Origin of the sequence: Amycolatopsis rifamycinica (genome assembly GCF_000695625.1) — a bacterium.
GTDB lineage: Bacteria > Actinomycetota > Actinomycetes > Mycobacteriales > Pseudonocardiaceae > Amycolatopsis > Amycolatopsis rifamycinica.
In genome coordinates this window covers 151,670-166,676 of the sequence record NZ_JMQI01000066.1, presented here as the reverse complement: position 1 = coordinate 166,676, position 15,007 = coordinate 151,670, and the positions used below count along the sequence as shown (strand labels likewise).

Below are 15,007 nucleotides of genomic sequence, written 5' to 3'. Positions count from 1 at the left end.
CCTCGACCGCGTACGACGAAAGTCGTCACCGGCCGCGGAACGGACGAGCGGAACGGCTGATGGGGATGTGGTGGCCACCTCGTACGCTGACCCCCATGGGACGGTCCGTGCTGGGCGTGGTGTGCACCGTGCTGGCGGTCGCCGCGAGCGTGCTGACGGGCATCGTGAACGTGTCGCTGGAGATCAGCCTGCCCGGCACCGACGATCTGCACGTGACGGCTCTGCCGGTGCTCGGCTGGCTGGTCGGGATCGGCGCGTCGGTCCTGCTGGTCTGGCGGTGGCGCTGGCCGCTGGTGGTGACGGGTGTCGCGGTGGTGCCGCCGCTGCTGCTGGTGGCCGATTCGCTCGCCGCGTTGATCGCCCTCGCCGCGCTCGCGACCCGCTTCGCCGGCTGGCGGCGCTGGAGCGCGGCGGCGCTCGTGTTCGCCGCGACCGGGCTGGCGGTGTGGCGCGACGCGAGCCGGCCCGAGGACATGTCGCTGACCGCGACCTGGATCTCGGCCGAGACGACCGGCGCCAAGCTGATCGGCGTCGCCGTCACCGCGGCGATCTACACGGCGGTCCCGCTCACCCTGGGGATCGTCCGGTACAGCCTCACCGAGAAGCGGCGCCTGGCCGCCGAAGAGGCGGCCCTGCGCGACCAGGTCGCGCGCCGGGAGGAGCAGGCGCGGATCGCCCGCGAGATGCACGACGTCCTCGGGCACCGCCTGTCGCTGCTTTCGCTGCAGGCGGGCGCTCTGGAGGTCACGGCCGCCACGACGCCGGACGCGGTCGAGGCGGCCAAGACGGTCCGGACCACCGCCCGGCAGTCGCTCGACGACCTGCGTCAGGTGATCGGCGTCCTGCGCACCTCCGGCTTCGCCGACCGGGCGCCCGGCGGGCCCGCGGAGCCGCCCCAGCCGATGCTGGCCGACATCCCCGACCTGGTCGCCGGCGCCCGTCAGGCCGGTCTGGTCGTCAACGTGACGATCCTGCTCGACCAGGCGTCGACGGCGCCGGCCCCGCTCGGCACGGCGGCGTACCGGATCCTCCAGGAGGCCTTGACCAACGTCCTGCGGCACGCACCGGGGGCGCCGGCGGAGGTGCTGGTCCGCGGCGGCCCGGGTGCCGGGCTGTCCCTCGAGGTGGTCAACCCGCTGCCGCCGCACCCGGTGCCGTCACCGGGGTCCGGCACCGGGCTGACCGGCGTGAACGAGCGGATCTCCCTGCTCGGCGGCACCCTCACGGCCGGCCCGGCCGACGAGCGGACGTTCGCGCTGCGGGCCTGGCTGCCGTGGGTGGCACCGGCGCCCTAGCATGGTCGGGTGACCGTGCGCGTACTGCTCGTCGACGACGACCCGCTGGTCCGCACCGGCCTGTCCATGATCCTGGGCAGCACACCGGACCTCACGGTGGTGGCGGAGGCCGGCGACGGCGACGAAGCGGTCCAGCAGGTCGCCCGGCACGCCCCGGACGTGGTGATCATGGACATCCGCATGCGCCGCATGAACGGCCTGGTCGCCACCGCGGCGGTGCTGGCCCAGCCCCGCCCGCCGAAGGTCCTGATCCTGACGACGTTCGACCTCGACGAGTACGTGTTCGAAGCGCTGGCGGCGGGAGCGAGCGGCTTCCTCCTGAAGGAGGGCTCGCCCCAGGAGATCATCGAGGGCGTCCGGGTGGTGGCGAACGGCGACGCGATGCTGTCGCCGCGGACGACGAAGCAGCTGATCGGCCAGTTCGTGGCGACGCGGGCGAACCCGCGGCGCACCCAGGCTCAGGCGAAGCTGGAACTGCTCAGCGCGCGGGAACGCGAGATCGTGACGGCGGTGGCTCAGGGGAAGCCGAACGCGGAGATCGCCGCGGAGCTGTTCCTCAGCGAGGCCACGGTGAAGACGCACATCACGCGGGCGTTCGCGAAGCTGGATGTTTCGAACCGGGTGCAGTTGACGATCTTCGCTTACGAAGCGGCGCTCGTGACGCCGTAAGTCACTTCGAACCCGCCGGTGCCGTCGCCACCGCCGACTCACCGAACTTGATCCCCTTCGCCTCCTTCCCGATCGCCGTCAGCACCGCCACCGCGATCAGGCCCGGCACCACCGTCCACACCAGCGCCGAGGTGTACCCGTGGGACTCCGCGATCGCCTGCTGGATCGGGAGGTTCAACGCCGCCAGCAGGTTGCCCAGCTGGTACGTCACTCCCGGGTAGAAGCCGCGGATCGCGTCCGGGGACATCTCCGTCAGGTGCGCCGGGATCACGCCCCACGCCCCCTGCACCATGATCTGCATCAGGAACGAGCCCAGCGCCAGCATCCCGGCGCCGTGGTCGACCGCGAAGATCGGGACCACCGGCAGGCCCAGGACCGCCGCCGCCACGATCGTCCGGCGGCGGCCCAGCCGTTCCGACAGCGTCCCGAACACACACCCGCCGATGATCGCTCCGACGTTGTACAGCACCGCTATCCACGTGCTCGTCGCCGCGCTCAGGCCCGCGCCGCCGTTGTCGTGGGCCTTCAGGAAGCTCGGGTAGACGTCCTGGGTTCCGTGGCTCATCCAGTTGAACGCCGTCATCAGCAGGATCAGGTAGCCGAAGCGGCGGATCACCTTGGGGTTCAGCAGGATGTCCTTCACCGACGTCCGCGTCACCTTCAGCTTCTCGCGCGCCGTCTCCCACACCTCCGACTCGCGGACGCGCGCGCGGATCAGGAGGCTGATCAGGGCCGGGAAGACGCTCAGCACGAAGATCCAGCGCCACGGCAGCCCCAGTGCCGAGTGGAACAGCAGGTAGGCCAGCGCCGCCAGCAGGTAACCGATCGAATAGCCGACCTGCAGCAGGCCCGAGAAGAACCCGCGGCGCTCCGGCGGGATCTTCTCCATCGCCAGCGCCGCGCCCAGGCCCCACTCGCCGCCCATGCCGATGCCGTAGACGAACCGCAGCACCAGCAGCACCGCGTAGTTCGGCGCGAACGCGCACAGCAGGCCGGCCACGGAGTACAGCAGGACGTCGGCCATCAGCGGGACGCGGCGGCCCACGCGGTCGGCCCACAGGCCGAACAGGAGCGCGCCGACCGGGCGCATCACCAGCGTCGCCGTCGTGATGAACGCCAGCTGCGTGGCCGTCGCGCCGAACGAGGAGTCCTTCGCGATGTCCGCCAGCACGAACACGACGAGGAAGTAGTCGAACGAGTCCATGCTCCAGCCGAGCAGGGCCGCGAGGAACGCGTTGCGCTGATCAGGGGTAAGCGCTTTCCGATCCGTCACGTCCGCCCCGTTCCGTCGGTTTCCCACCGGAAGACCTCAGGCCCGGTTTAGCACCCACCGCCCCGGGCGGGCAAGAGGATCAGAGCGCGACGCGGGTGCGGACCCGGCGGCCGACGTCCCGGGCCCACGCCTTGATCCGGTCCCAGTCGCGGAAGTCGCCGGCACGCCGGCCCGACGCCACCAGCTTCGGGATCAGGCCCCGCACGGTCGCCGGGTCCAGCCGGCCGCCGAAGGTGGCGGTGCGCTCCGCGTCGATGCGCGCGGCCAGCAGTGCCACGTTCGCCGGCAGGCTGACCTGGTGCGTGGCCGCGCCGGGACCGCACGGCCCGCTGTGGAACAACCACACCGGACGCTCGGCGAGCGCCCGCGCGTTGCGTTCCAGCAGCCGGACGGCCTCCGGCCGCCACCGGTGGTAGTACAGCGCGCTGCCGACGACGACCGCGGCGTAGTCCTCGACACCCGCGACGTCGGCGGCGTCGCGCACATCGACGGTCAGGCCCGCTTCACCGAGCTCGGCGGCGATGACCTCAGCGATCTGCCGGGTTCCGCCGTGACGCCCGGCGTAGGCGACGAGGACTGCGGTCATGCGCACCATTGTCGGGCCTCCCGGGCCGGACTGCCCCACGGGTCGCGCACGATCCGCCGAACGGGCGCTTCCACGCTACTCTCCGCGTTTTCTCAGGCCGGCGGCAGGAACGCCGGCCGCTCGGCCGGGTCCGGTTCGTCGTAGTAGCGGTGGAAGACCGCGGTCTGCCCGCCGGACAACGGCGGCACGATCCAGCTCCACTCCGCCGGGCACCGGCGTCCGGCCCGCTCCTCGCGTTCCAGGTGGGACAGGAAGCGGTGCGACTCGGTGTGGTGGTCGGCCATCGTGACCCCGGCCGCGTCGAAGGAGTGCTGCACCGCCACCGTGAGCTCGACCAGCGCCCGGTCTCGCCACAGCGTGCGCTCGGACGTGGTGTTCAGGCCCATCAGCTCGGCGATGACCGGCAGCAGGTCGTAGCGCCGCTCGTCGGCGAGGTTGCGCGCGCCGACCTCGGTGCCGAGGTACCAGCCGTTGAACGGCGCCGCCGGGTACGTGACGCCGCCGATCTCCAGCGGCATGTTGCTGATGGCAGGCAGGGCGTGCCAGCGCAGCCCCAGCCCGGCGAACCAGCGGTGGTCGGGGTGGGTCAGCGGGACCTCCAGGACGGCGTCCGGCGGCAGCGTGAACAGCCGCGGCTCGCCGGGCACGGCCTCGATCAGCAGGGGCAGGACGTCGAAGGAGCCTCGCCGTTCCGGTGGCCGCCAGCCGAGTCTTCGCGCCTGCTCGGTGAACTCGGCGTACTGCGGGTCGCCGAGCACCGAGCCGTCTTCGAGGCGGTAGCCGGCGTAGCGGATGAGCTGCTCGTTGTGGATGCGCGGGCCCGGCGCGTCCGGGGTGTCCGGCGCGAAGACCGTGATCGTCGGCCGGATCCGGCCGCCGCGCGTGGCCTGGCGGAGGTGGGCGACGCACTCGCCGGCGATCGCGGCGGGGCCGGTGACCCGGCGGCGGTCCCCGATGCGCAGGCTGCGCCAGTACAGCCGGCCGATGCAGCGCGCCGAGTTGCGCCACGCGACGCGCGCGCCGTACGCCAGCTCGGCCGGCGTGTGCCGGTAGGTGCCGGTTTCCAGGATTTCCGCACGAACCCGCGCCAACCGGTCCTCGAACCGCTCACCCGCTTCGGCGGCGCCTTCGGCGAAGATCCGGTCCAGGAATTCTTCCGCTTCCGCGGAATTGACGCTTTGCTCCTGAGAGACGCGCTGCGGGCAGAGCGGCAACTCGGCCGTCACCCGCTCGGGGGTAACCGTCACCGCGGTTCCCCACTCTCCGAAATCGCGGTCTGCAGCCGGGCGAAAAGGATCACCGTTCCTCCGAGGGGCGCCGACGACACTGCCGGCCGGAAGTCCCCACCGCACTGGGAACTCCGGCCAGGCGAGGGAGGATACCCCACATTCCGCGGGCCGGGCTCCACCGGCCGGGAACGCCGGCCGCCGATCCCGGAATTCCCGGGCAGATCGGGTGGTGGCGGAAAAACAACTGCTACCAAGCGTTATTCGAACATGGCGCAGCGCGTTTTCCGTCAATCGATCACCGGGCGGCGAAATTCGCGTGATCCTTTCCCGGCCGCGCGCCCGCGTCTTTTCGTGGGCATTCGCCGAACGGGCTTCACCGGGGCCCGTCGCCCGTGTAGGGGCGCCGGCGTTAGAGTCGCGGTGATCGGCAGAGGAGGACGTTTCGTGAAGGCCAGGCGGATTCCCGTGGTGCTCGTCGCCGGGTTCCTCGGCGCGGGCAAGACGACGCTGCTCAACCACCTGCTCGCCAACCGCGAAGGCGCCCGGGTCGGCGTCGTGGTCAACGACTTCGGCCAGGTGAACGTCGACGCGCTCGCCGTGGCGGGTCAGGTCGACACGATGGTCTCGCTCGGCAACGGCTGCCTGTGCTGCGCGGTCGACGCCGGCGGGCTGGACGCGATGCTCGCGAAGCTGTCGAGCGCCGAGGCCGGCATCGACGTCATCGTCGTCGAAGCCAGCGGGATCGCCGAGCCCCGCGACCTCATCCGGCTGATGATCGCCAGCGAGAACCCGGACATCCGCTACGGCGGGCTGGCCGAGGTCGTCGACGCCGCGGAGTTCGAGGCCGCCCGCGAACGCCACCCGGAACTGGCCGGCCACCTGCGGCTGGCCGACCTCGTCGTGCTGAACAAGGCCGACCGGGTGCCCGCGGAGGCGCTCGCGAAGCTCACCGCGACCGTCGAAGAGCTGGCGCCGGGCACTCCGCTGCTGGTCACCGAGCACGGCCGGGTCGACCCGCGGCTGTTCTTCGACCCGGAACCCCGCGGCGAGCGGGCCGGCCAGCTGTCGTTCGACGACCTGCGCGAAGACGACCACGACCACTCGCGGCACCTGCACGCCGAGTACCAGACGGTCACCTTCACCGCCGAGACCCCGCTCGCGCCGCGCGCCTTCGTCGAGTTCCTCGAGCGGCGGCCGGCCGGGCTCTACCGGATGAAGGGACAGGCCGACTTCGGCCCCACCGGCCCGCAGGCGCGCTTCCACCTGCACACCGTCGGCGGGTTCGTGCAGCTGGAGCGATCGGCGTGGCCCGCGGGCGAGCCGCGGCGCACCGAGCTGGTGCTGATCGGCGCCGGGATCGACAGCGACGCCGTGCTCGCCGACCTGAGCCGCTGCCTCGCCGACGACCCGGACACCGTGGACGAGCGCGGCCTGCTGCACATCCTGCGCTACCTGCCCGGCGAGGCCTGACCGCGCCGCCACGCCGAAGATCGGCAAATGCCGTCCCGTCCCGGGCCTCGCGACGGACACTGACCGCCATGACGACCACCGCGGTGAGCGCACCACGCTGGTACCTGGTCGGCGTGCTGCCCGAAGACGTCCCCCTGGCCCACCTGATGACCCGCTCCGGCGACCTCCGCTACCGGCGCTCCGCCTGCGGCGAGCGCGAATCCCGCAGCTGGAAACCCCTGGACCTGGCCACGTCCGAGGTGACGCCGTGCCCGGCGTGCGTCGCGACGCTGTCCGGCGTCGGCGAAGACCGGGGTCAGCTCGCGCTCGACCTGCGGGTCTAGGCGGTCAACGTCCGCGCCAGCCGCTTCGCGGTGTCGAACGGCTGTGAGCTCTGCGCGATCACGGACGTGACCGCGGCGCCTTCCAGCAGCAGCATCAGCTCGTCCGCCAAGGCCTCGGCGCGCTCGGGTTCCCGGCGTAGGAGCTGCGCACGCAGGTAGCCGTGCAACGCGGTCTTGTGGTGACGGACCACTTCGCGGACGGGGTCGCCCGGGTCGGGGTACTCCGAGGTCGCGTTCAGGAAGGCGCAGCCGCGGTAGCCGTCGCGCGCGAGCCAGGCTTCGTAGGCGTCGAACACCGCCAGCACCCGCTCCCGCGGATCGGGGTGCGCGGCGGTGATCCGATCGATCTCCTCCTGCCACCGCCGGTCGCGCTCCCGCAGGTACGCGACGACGAGGCCGCTCTTCGAGCGGAAGTTGCCGTACAGGGCCGCCTTCGTCACCCCGGCTTCGGCCGCCACCGTGTCGACGCCGACGGCGTGGATGCCGTCGCGGTAGAACAGCGCCGACGCGGCCTTGAGCACCTTCGCGCCCGCGTCGCCGGGACGAGTCCGGGCCACAGCGTTCCTCCGAACAGGTCTGTATGGTCTTTTACCTGCAGAGATCGTACCATTACTTGACACCAGACAGACCTGTCTGTTTGGTAGACGTGATGGTAATGCGGACGAAGACGGATACCTGGGCGTCCACGGCCGCGGTCGGCGCGGTCGTCATCGCCCTTTGCTACGGGTTCGCGCGCTACGCGTACGGGCCGTTCGTGCCGCGGTTCAGCGAGACGTTCGGGCTCACGACGCTCGGCGTCGGCGTGCTCGGCGGCCTCTCCACCGCGGGCTACGGCGTCGGCTTGCTGCTCGCCCCGAGAACGTCCGCGCGGTCGGCGCGCGGCACCGTGCTGGTGGCCGCGGCGGCGGCGACGCTGGGGCTCGGCCTCATGGCGCTGGCTCCCCACGTCGCGGTGTTCGGCGCCGGGATTGCCGTCGCGGGCGCCGGCGCGGGGCTCGTGTCGCCGGGGGTCGCCCAGCTGATCGGCGAGACGGTCGGGACGCGCACCCGCGACCGGGCCCAGACCTGGGCCAACACCGGCACCGGCCTGGGGCTGGCCGCGTCGGCGTTCACTCCCCTGCTGGCGTTCGGCTGGCCGGTGATCTGGGCGGCGTTCGCCGCCCTCGGCGTCGCGGTCACGTCCCTCGCGTGGCGAGCGCTGCCGCGGTCAGCCGGCCCCGAGGACGTCCCGGCTCCCGCCGGTCCCGTCCGCGGCATGGGTCCGCTCCTGGCCAACTCCGTCCTCATCGGCGTGACGAGCGCGCCCTACTGGACGTTCTCGACCTCGCGGCTCGCCGAAACCGGGCTCGGTCCGGTGGCCGCGACCTGGTGCTGGGCCACGATCGGCGTCGCCGGGCTGCTCGGCGGCCTGGCGGGCCGGGCGGCCGGACGCGCGGGCCTGCGGACGGTCAACCTCGCGACGTGGACCCTCGCCGCCGCGGGCATCGCCCTCCTCGCCCTGCCGCACCCCGGGGTGGCTGTCGCGTTGCTGTCCAGCGCGCTGTTCGGCGTCACCTACATGGCGCTGACCGGGCTGTGCATCCTGTGGGCGGCCCGCCTGGTCCCCGACCGGCCCGCCCGGGGCATCACCTGGTCGTTCGCCGGGCTCGGCGTCGGCCAGACCGTCGCCTCGCCCCTGGCCGGCGCGGCCGCCGCCGGCCTCGGCTCCGCGGCGGTGTTCGGGGTGGCCGCGCTGGTCGCCCTCACCGCCTGGAGCCAGCTCCACCCCCGCCTCGGGCCACCCTGATCACGTCTTCTTCGCGCGGCTCGGCGCCACCCGCGGCGGCTCGTTGGGCATCTTCGGGTACACCGGCGGCCACGGCGCGTCCATCAGCCCGGCCGCCATGTCGCGTTCGGACATCGCCAGCAGCGGCTCGATCGACTGCGGCCGCTCCCCCGCACCGGCCCACGGATCGCCGCGCTCGGCCAGCCGCGCGGGCACGGTGCTCAGCGTCAGCGTGTCCGGCTCGACGGTGTCCAGCTCGTCCCAGCCGATCGGCGTCGACACCTGGCCGCCGACGCGCGGGCGCACGCACCACGTGCCGAACACCGTCTTGTGCGGGGCGTTCTGGTTGAAGTCGACGAACACGCGCGTACCGCGTTCTTCCTTCCACCACTGCGCGGTGATCTTCTCCGGGTGCCGGCGTTCGAGCGCCCGCGCCAGCGCGACCGCGGCCGCCCGCACCTGGAAGCCGTCCCAGCGCGGCTCCAGCATCACGTACAGGTGCAGCCCGCGCGAGCCCGACGTCTTGAGGTGGGCCTCGATGCCGTGCTCGGCCAGGAACTTCCGGGTCAGCACCGCGGCTTCGCGCAGTTCGCCGAAGCCGATGCCGGGCGACGGGTCGAGGTCGACGCGCAGCTCGTCGGTGACCTCGGGGGTGTCGGCGAGGTAGGGCCAGACGTGGAAACCGAGGCAGCCGAGGTTCACCGCCCAGAGGATGTGGGCCAGGTCCTTCGCCACCAGCGCGTCGCTCGTCGTGCCGTTCGGCGTCGAGACGACGGTGGTGGCCAGCCACGGCGGCGCGCCCTTCGGAACGCGTTTCTGGTACCAGTTCTTGCCGCCGGCGCCGTCCGGGTAGCGCTCCAGCAGCAGCGGACGGCCACCGAGCCGGGCCAGCAGCGGCCCGGACACCGCCCGGTAGTACTCGACGAGGTCGAGCTTCGTCTCGCCGCGCTCCGGGAAGTAGACCTTGTCCGGGCTGCTGATCTTGACCTCGACACCGTCGACCTCGAGGACGACCGCCCCGCTCACCGCGCCTCCCCGAACAGCTTCGCGAGCTCGGCGGGCGGTGCCTCGTCGAGCTGGGCGTACGTGCACGACTCCGGCGTGCGGTCGGGCCGGAAGCGGACCAGCCGCCCGCCGTGCCGGAACCGGCCCCCCTGCAGGTGCTCGTAGCGGACCTCCGCGACCCATTCCGGGCGCAGCGGCTCCCACGACAGGTCTTTCTGCGGGGCCCACCGGCTGTTCGCGCCGGGTTGCCGCCCCGGCTCTGGCTCGTATTCGGCCCAGGTCCGCCACGGGTGGTTCTCGAGCGCGTTCTCGCGCAGCGGCGCCAGTTCGCCGACCAGCTCGGCCCGCCGCGCCTTGGTGAAACTGCTGGCCACGCCGACGTGGTGCAGCACGCCCTCGTCGTCGAACAGGCCCAGCAGCAGCGAACCGACGCCGGCGCCGTCCTTGTGCCACCGGAACCCGGTCACCACGCAGTCGGCCGTGCGCTCGTGCTTGACCTTCAGCATCACGCGCTTGTCCTGCTCGTACGGCAGGTCACCGGGTTTGGCCATGACGCCGTCGAAGCCCGCGCCCTCGAAGCGGGTGAACCAGTCCTCGGCCTGCGCCGGGTCCTCGCTCAGCGGCGTCAAGTGGACGCGCTGCAGCCCTTCGGCGCCGGTGCTCAGGACGCTTTCGAGCTGCTTGCGCCGCTCCCGGAAGGGCTGCTCGGTGAGGTCGGTGTCGCCGAGGGCCAGCAGGTCGAAGGCGATGAAGCTGGCCGGCGTCTCCTCGGCCAGCTTGCGCACCCGCGACGCCGCCGGGTGCAGCCGCAGCTGCAGCACCTCGAAGTCGAGCCCGTGCGGGGTGACCAGCACGATCTCGCCGTCCACCACGCAGCGGGGCGGCAGCGCGGCGGCCAGCAGCTCCACCAGCTCCGGGAAGTACCGGGTCAGCGGGCGGTCGTTGCGGGAGCCGAGCTCGATCTCGTCGCGGTCGCGGAACACGACGCAGCGGAAGCCGTCCCACTTCGGCTCGTACAGCAGCCCCGGTGCACGAGGTACCTCGTGCACCGCTTTCGCGAGCATTGGCCGCACCGGCGGCATGACGGGCAAGTCCACCGCGCGAGCTTAAAACACGGGTACGACAATTCTCGGCGTGATACACACTCCCTCGTGACCACCGAACGCCCCGCACCGCCCCTGACCGGGGGCGAGCGCGAGATGCTGCGCACCTTCCTCGACTTCCACCGCGCCACCCTCGCGATGAAGTGCGAAGGACTGTCCGACGAGGACCTCCGCCGCGCCTCGAGCCCGCCGTCGACGCTGTCCCTGCTGGGCCTGGTCCGGCACATGGCCGAGGTCGAGCGCACCTGGTTCCGGCGGGTGATCAACGCCGAAGACATCCCCCTGCGGTGGTCACCCGAAGGCGACTTCCAGGCCGCCTACGACGCGAGTTCGTCGACGCGCGCCGAAGCCTTCGAAGCGTGGCAGGCCGAGGTCGAACAATCGCGCAAGATCGAAGAAGCGGCCGAGTCGCTGGACGTCACGGGCTACCAGCCGCGCTGGGGTGAGCACGTCTCGCTGCGGCTGGTGATGCTGCACATGATCCACGAGTACGCCCGGCACAACGGCCACGCGGACTTCCTGCGCGAGGCGATCGACGGCGTCACGGGGGCCTGATGGACCTGCTCGCCTGGTTGCGCGACTCCGACCCGGCCCTGCGCTGGCAGGTGGAGCGCGACCTGGCGGGCGAGCCGCCGGAGGTCTGGGAGGCGACGCGGGCGCGGGTCGTGTCGGAGGGGTTCGGGGCCCGGCTGCTGGCCGTGCAGGACGCCGACGGCCGGTGGGCGGGCGGCGCCTTCTTCCCGGCGGGGTTCCGCGGGGACGAACCCCAGCCGTGGACGGCGACGACCTGGTCGCTGAACGCCCTGCGCGAGTGGGGTCTGGACGGCGCCGTTCTGAGCGGCACGGCCGAACTGCTCGCCCGGCACTGCCGCTGGGAGTACGACGACCTGCCGTACTGGGACGGCGAAGTCGACTGCTGCATCAACGCCTGGACCCTGGCCAACGGGGTGTGGCTCGGCGCGGACGTCGCCGGCATCGCCGAGTGGTTCGTCGAGCACCGCCTGCCCGACGGCGGCTGGAACTGCGCGTGGGTCGAGGGCTCGACGCGCTCGTCGGTCCACTCGACGCTCAACGCGCTCAAGGGCCTGCTCGCCCACGAGACGGCGACGGGCGGCACACCGGCATCCCGCGCGGCCCGGCTCTCCGGCGAGGAATACCTGCTGGAACGCGGGCTGTTCCGCCGTCGGTCCACGGACGAGCCGATCGGCCCGTGGGTGCGCGAGTTCGGCTACCCGTTCCGCTGGCGCTACGACGTGCTGAACGCGGCTTCGTACTTCCGCGACGCGGGCCGCCCGGACGAACGGATGGCGGAGGCGATCGCACTGATCCGCGCGGCCCGGCAGCCGGACGGGACGTGGCGGCAGGCCCGGACGGACGCCGGCCGGGTGTGGTTCGCGGTGGACGTCCCGGCCGGGCAGCCGTCGAAGTGGCTGACGTTGTTCGCCACCCGGGTTTTGAAGTGGTGGGACGCCCGCTAAAGCGCGGCCAGCACGAGCCCGCTACGCGGCTTCGGCGTGAAATAAGTGGCCTTCCGCGGCATCCGGCGGCCGGCCGCGTGCACGGCCAGGACGTCGGCGTAGCTCACCGGGGCCAGCAGGACCACGGCGTCCGCGTCCGGCGGCAGCGGACGTCCGGCCGGGAGCGGGCGGACGCACGGCCCGTCCGGGTCGATCCCGAGCGCGCCGGCGAACAGGACCTGCTCGACGATCTCGTGGTCGATCACCGGCCAGGGGGCGTCCGGGGCCGGCAGCGGCACCCGCAGCACGGCCGCGCCGGCTCGCACCACCGCCTCGCCGGTCACCGGCACGGCGTGCTCGTCGTAGCGGACGTCCAGGCCCGCCGCGCACCAGCGGGAGACCAGGTCTTCCGGGCCGAGGCCGGTGCCGGTGAGGACGCGGTGGATCGCGCCGATCTCCAGAGCCGGGCCCGCCGTGACCAGGGCGAGCAGCGCGCCGTGCCCGGCCGCCGCCGCGGCGGCCACGCGGTGGTTGCCGTCGGCGACCAGCAGGTCCGTGCCGGCGACCGCGGCCAGCAGCCGGCTCTGCAGGGGTCCTTCGGGCACCACCCACAGGTCGTGCCGCCGCCCGGCCGCGTCCGAAGTGGACAAATCAGGCAGGCCGAGGCCGGCGCAGGCCTGCTCGACCTGCTGGGTCAGCTCCGGTCCGCCGGCGGCCGGGACGAGCAACGCCGCGCTCGTCGCGCAGCCCAGCCCGGCGAGGACGGCGGCGCGTTCGGCGACGACGTCCGGGTAGACGTCCTCGGTGTGGCGGACGCGCGCGGCGCCGTCGTCGGTCACCGCCGCCGGGTCGACCAGGCAGAGCAGGCCGAGCGCGACGCCGTCCGGCCCTTCGATGCGGTAGGGCGCGATGATGTTCCGCACCGGCCGGTAGAACCGCTTGCGCAGCCGTTCGAGCACGGCGCGGGCGACCGGGACGGCGGCCGTCAGGTCGAGCCCACGGGCCAGGGCGGCGGGCGTGCGGGCCGGGTGCTGCACGGCCAGCAGGCTGTCGGCGGCGCCGGGGGCGGCGAGGGCGGCGATCACCTGTTCGGGCTCGGCGAACTCGTCGACGTCCGGGCCGGGGACCGCGTCGCGGACCACCCAGCCCCGCCCGATCGGCCGGATCCAGTCGCTCATCCTGACCATCTTGCGCCACGGGCGCCGCGAAATTCGCTGGGGCCGGTCCCGCCGGGATGGAATGGTTAGGTCTGCAAAGTAGTTGACTCCGGTCATGACCGTTCCGAGGAGCACCCCGCCGATGACGACGTCCGCCGCCGCGAAGGGGGTCGGTTTCCGGTCCGAACGCGGCCCGGTGCTGATCGCGGTCATGCTGAGCACGGCGCTGGTCGCGCTGGACAGCACGATCATCGCGACCGCCGTCCCGTCGGTGGTGCGCGACCTCGGCGGCTTCGCGCAGTTCCCGTGGCTGTTCTCGATCTACCTGCTCACCCAGGCCGTGACGGTGCCGCTGTACGGCAAGTTCGCCGACGTCCTCGGCCGCCGTCCGGTGATGTTCTTCGGCATCGCGGCGTTCCTGGTCGGCTCGGTCCTGTGCGGCGCGGCGTGGAGCATGCCGGTGCTGATCGCCGCCCGGGCGGTCCAGGGCATCGGCGCGGGCGCGATCCAGCCGATGTCGATGACGGTGATCGGCGACCTGTACACGGTGGAGGAACGCGCCCGCGTGCAGGGCTACGTGGCCAGCGTCTGGGGCGCGGCTTCGGTGGTCGGCCCGACGCTCGGCGGCGTGTTCGCCGAGTACCTCGACTGGCGCTGGATCTTCTTCATCAACCTGCCGCTGGGCGCGATCGCGGCGTGGATGCTGTTCCGCGGCTTCGCCGAGCGCGTGGAGCGCAAGCCGCACAAGGTCGACTACCTGGGCGCGGCCCTGCTGACCGTCGGCTGTTCCCTGATCATCCTCGGCCTGCTCGAAGGCGGCGTGGCGTGGGCGTGGGGCTCGCTGCCGAGCGTGGCGATCTTCGTCACGGGCGTGCTGCTGCTGGTGGCGTTCGTGCTGGCGGAGAAGCGCGCGGCGGAGCCGGTACTGCCGCTGTGGGTGTTCACCCGCCGCGTCCTGGTGGGCGGCAACCTGGTGGCGCTGGTGGTCGGCGCGGTCCTGATGGGACTGACGTCGTACTTGCCGACGTACGCGCAGGGCGTGCTGGGCGCGGGAGCGCTGGTGGCGGGCTTCGCGGTGGCGGCGTTGACGGTGGGCTGGCCGATTTCGGCGTCCTTGGCGGGCAAGATCTACCTGCGCATCGGCTTCCGCGACACGGCTTTGATCGGCAGCGTGTTCATCATCGCGGGCGGCGTCCTGGTGGCGTTCCTGGGCGCGGGTTCCTCGCTGTGGGCAGCGGCTTTCGCGGCGTTCGTCCTGGGGATCGGGCTGGGCCTGGCGGCGAGCCCGACGTTGGTGGCGATCCAGTCGGTGGTGGGCTGGGACCGCCGCGGCGTGGTGACGGCGACCAACCTGTTCAGCCGCTCCCTCGGCAGCGCGGTCGGGGCGGCGGTCTTCGGGGCGATCGCCAATGCGACGTTGGCCGCACGGTTCGCTTCGCCGCCGGCGGGGGTGGGACCGCTGCCGCCTTCGGTCGATGCGACGAGCCTGGTGCTGGGCGGGCATGCGGACGATTCGCCGGCCGCGGTGTTCGTGCGCGGGGCGCTGGCGGATGCGACGCACTATGTGTTCTTGGGGTTGTTGGCCGTGGCCGTGCTGTCTGTCGGGGCGTTGCTGCTGATGCCGCGGAAGACGGAGCAGCTGGAGTTCTGAGTGTGCGGTTTCCCGAGGCAGGAA

At 72.6% G+C, this 15,007-nt stretch carries 15 protein-coding genes; 8 read left to right on the top strand and 7 right to left on the bottom strand.

Annotated features, from left to right (window positions below; translation table 11 throughout):
* The first annotated feature begins 95 nt into the window (after positions 1–95).
* Positions 96–1,295 carry a sensor histidine kinase gene (locus DV20_RS32295; RefSeq protein ID WP_200876542.1) on the top strand — a complete coding sequence of 400 codons (1,200 nt, stop codon included), beginning with the start codon at positions 96–98 and terminating at the stop codon, positions 1,293–1,295.
* A gap of 9 nt (positions 1,296–1,304) precedes the next feature.
* On the top strand, positions 1,305–1,964 hold the full coding sequence (locus tag DV20_RS32290) for a response regulator transcription factor (RefSeq protein ID WP_043786851.1): 660 nt from the start codon (positions 1,305–1,307) through the stop codon (positions 1,962–1,964).
* A gap of 1 nt (position 1,965) precedes the next feature.
* Here DV20_RS32290 and DV20_RS32285 read toward each other — a convergent pair whose 3' ends face one another.
* The 3 genes from DV20_RS32285 to DV20_RS32275 form a co-directional block, all read right to left on the bottom strand.
* Positions 1,966–3,237, bottom strand: a complete 1,272-nt coding sequence (locus tag DV20_RS32285) for an MFS transporter (protein WP_043786850.1) — start codon at positions 3,235–3,237, stop codon at positions 1,966–1,968.
* Positions 3,238–3,316: 79 nt separating this feature from the next.
* Positions 3,317–3,823: a flavodoxin domain-containing protein gene (locus DV20_RS32280; RefSeq protein ID WP_043786911.1), complete on the bottom strand. Its 507-nt coding sequence runs from the start codon at positions 3,821–3,823 to the stop codon at positions 3,317–3,319.
* Between the two features lie 92 nt (positions 3,824–3,915).
* A complete protein-coding gene (locus DV20_RS32275) occupies positions 3,916–5,049 on the bottom strand; it encodes a nitric oxide synthase oxygenase (protein WP_152603784.1) in 1,134 nt (377 codons plus the stop codon).
* Between the two features lie 447 nt (positions 5,050–5,496).
* Between DV20_RS32275 and DV20_RS32270 the strand changes: the two genes are divergently transcribed.
* Positions 5,497–6,522, top strand: a complete 1,026-nt coding sequence (locus tag DV20_RS32270; RefSeq protein ID WP_043786849.1) for a CobW family GTP-binding protein — start codon at positions 5,497–5,499, stop codon at positions 6,520–6,522.
* A gap of 68 nt (positions 6,523–6,590) precedes the next feature.
* Complete coding sequence (locus DV20_RS32265; protein WP_043786847.1) at positions 6,591–6,845, top strand: hypothetical protein; 255 nt, start codon at positions 6,591–6,593, stop codon at positions 6,843–6,845.
* Here DV20_RS32265 and DV20_RS32260 read toward each other — a convergent pair.
* Entirely contained in the window at positions 6,842–7,402 is a 561-nt protein-coding gene (locus DV20_RS32260; RefSeq protein ID WP_043786846.1) for a TetR/AcrR family transcriptional regulator, read from the bottom strand. The two genes, DV20_RS32265 and DV20_RS32260, sit on opposite strands and share 4 nt — an antisense overlap.
* A 98-nt stretch (positions 7,403–7,500) precedes the next feature.
* On the opposite strand from DV20_RS32260, the gene DV20_RS32255 reads away from it, so the two are divergent.
* Positions 7,501–8,631: a YbfB/YjiJ family MFS transporter gene (locus tag DV20_RS32255; protein ID WP_235191038.1), complete on the top strand. Its 1,131-nt coding sequence runs from the start codon at positions 7,501–7,503 to the stop codon at positions 8,629–8,631.
* On the opposite strand, the gene ligD is transcribed toward DV20_RS32255, so the two are convergent.
* Both ligD and DV20_RS32245 read right to left on the bottom strand, forming a co-directional pair.
* Positions 8,632–9,636 carry a non-homologous end-joining DNA ligase gene (gene ligD / locus DV20_RS32250; RefSeq protein WP_043786844.1) on the bottom strand — a complete coding sequence of 335 codons (1,005 nt, stop codon included), beginning with the start codon at positions 9,634–9,636 and terminating at the stop codon, positions 8,632–8,634.
* Positions 9,633–10,712, bottom strand: a complete 1,080-nt coding sequence (locus DV20_RS32245; RefSeq protein WP_200876541.1) for an ATP-dependent DNA ligase — start codon at positions 10,710–10,712, stop codon at positions 9,633–9,635. Before DV20_RS32245 ends, ligD begins: the two co-directional genes overlap by 4 nt.
* Positions 10,713–10,766: 54 nt before the next feature.
* Here DV20_RS32245 and DV20_RS32240 point away from each other — a divergent pair, with 54 nt between their 5' ends.
* Positions 10,767–11,273 (top strand): DinB family protein, encoded by a 507-nt coding sequence (locus DV20_RS32240; RefSeq protein ID WP_043786842.1) that lies wholly within the window; start codon positions 10,767–10,769, stop codon positions 11,271–11,273.
* Positions 11,273–12,196 carry a squalene cyclase gene (locus tag DV20_RS32235; protein WP_043786840.1) on the top strand — a complete coding sequence of 308 codons (924 nt, stop codon included), beginning with the start codon at positions 11,273–11,275 and terminating at the stop codon, positions 12,194–12,196. Before DV20_RS32240 ends, DV20_RS32235 begins: the two co-directional genes overlap by 1 nt.
* Here DV20_RS32235 and DV20_RS32230 read toward each other — a convergent pair.
* Positions 12,193–13,353 carry a DUF1015 family protein gene (locus DV20_RS32230; protein WP_043786909.1) on the bottom strand — a complete coding sequence of 387 codons (1,161 nt, stop codon included), beginning with the start codon at positions 13,351–13,353 and terminating at the stop codon, positions 12,193–12,195. The genes DV20_RS32235 and DV20_RS32230 overlap by 4 nt on opposite strands.
* Before the next feature lie 121 nt (positions 13,354–13,474).
* On the opposite strand from DV20_RS32230, the gene DV20_RS32225 reads away from it, so the two are divergent.
* A complete protein-coding gene (locus DV20_RS32225; protein WP_043786839.1) occupies positions 13,475–14,983 on the top strand; it encodes an MDR family MFS transporter in 1,509 nt (502 codons plus the stop codon).
* Positions 14,984–15,007 lie beyond the last annotated feature (24 nt).

What these genes read in the sequence shown, in the direction of transcription:
- DV20_RS32230 (WP_043786909.1), bottom strand. Translation starts at nt 13,353, where the DNA reads ATGAGCGACTGGATCCGGCCGATCGGGCGGGGCTGGGTGGTCCGCGAC.
- DV20_RS32280 (WP_043786911.1), bottom strand. Translation starts at nt 3,823, where the DNA reads ATGACCGCAGTCCTCGTCGCCTACGCCGGGCGTCACGGCGGAACCCGG.
- DV20_RS32225 (WP_043786839.1), top strand. Translation starts at nt 13,475, where the DNA reads ATGACGACGTCCGCCGCCGCGAAGGGGGTCGGTTTCCGGTCCGAACGC.
- DV20_RS32265 (WP_043786847.1), top strand. Translation starts at nt 6,591, where the DNA reads ATGACGACCACCGCGGTGAGCGCACCACGCTGGTACCTGGTCGGCGTG.
- DV20_RS32235 (WP_043786840.1), top strand. Translation starts at nt 11,273, where the DNA reads ATGGACCTGCTCGCCTGGTTGCGCGACTCCGACCCGGCCCTGCGCTGG.
- DV20_RS32295 (WP_200876542.1), top strand. Translation starts at nt 96, where the DNA reads ATGGGACGGTCCGTGCTGGGCGTGGTGTGCACCGTGCTGGCGGTCGCC.
- DV20_RS32255 (WP_235191038.1), top strand. Translation starts at nt 7,501, where the DNA reads ATGCGGACGAAGACGGATACCTGGGCGTCCACGGCCGCGGTCGGCGCG.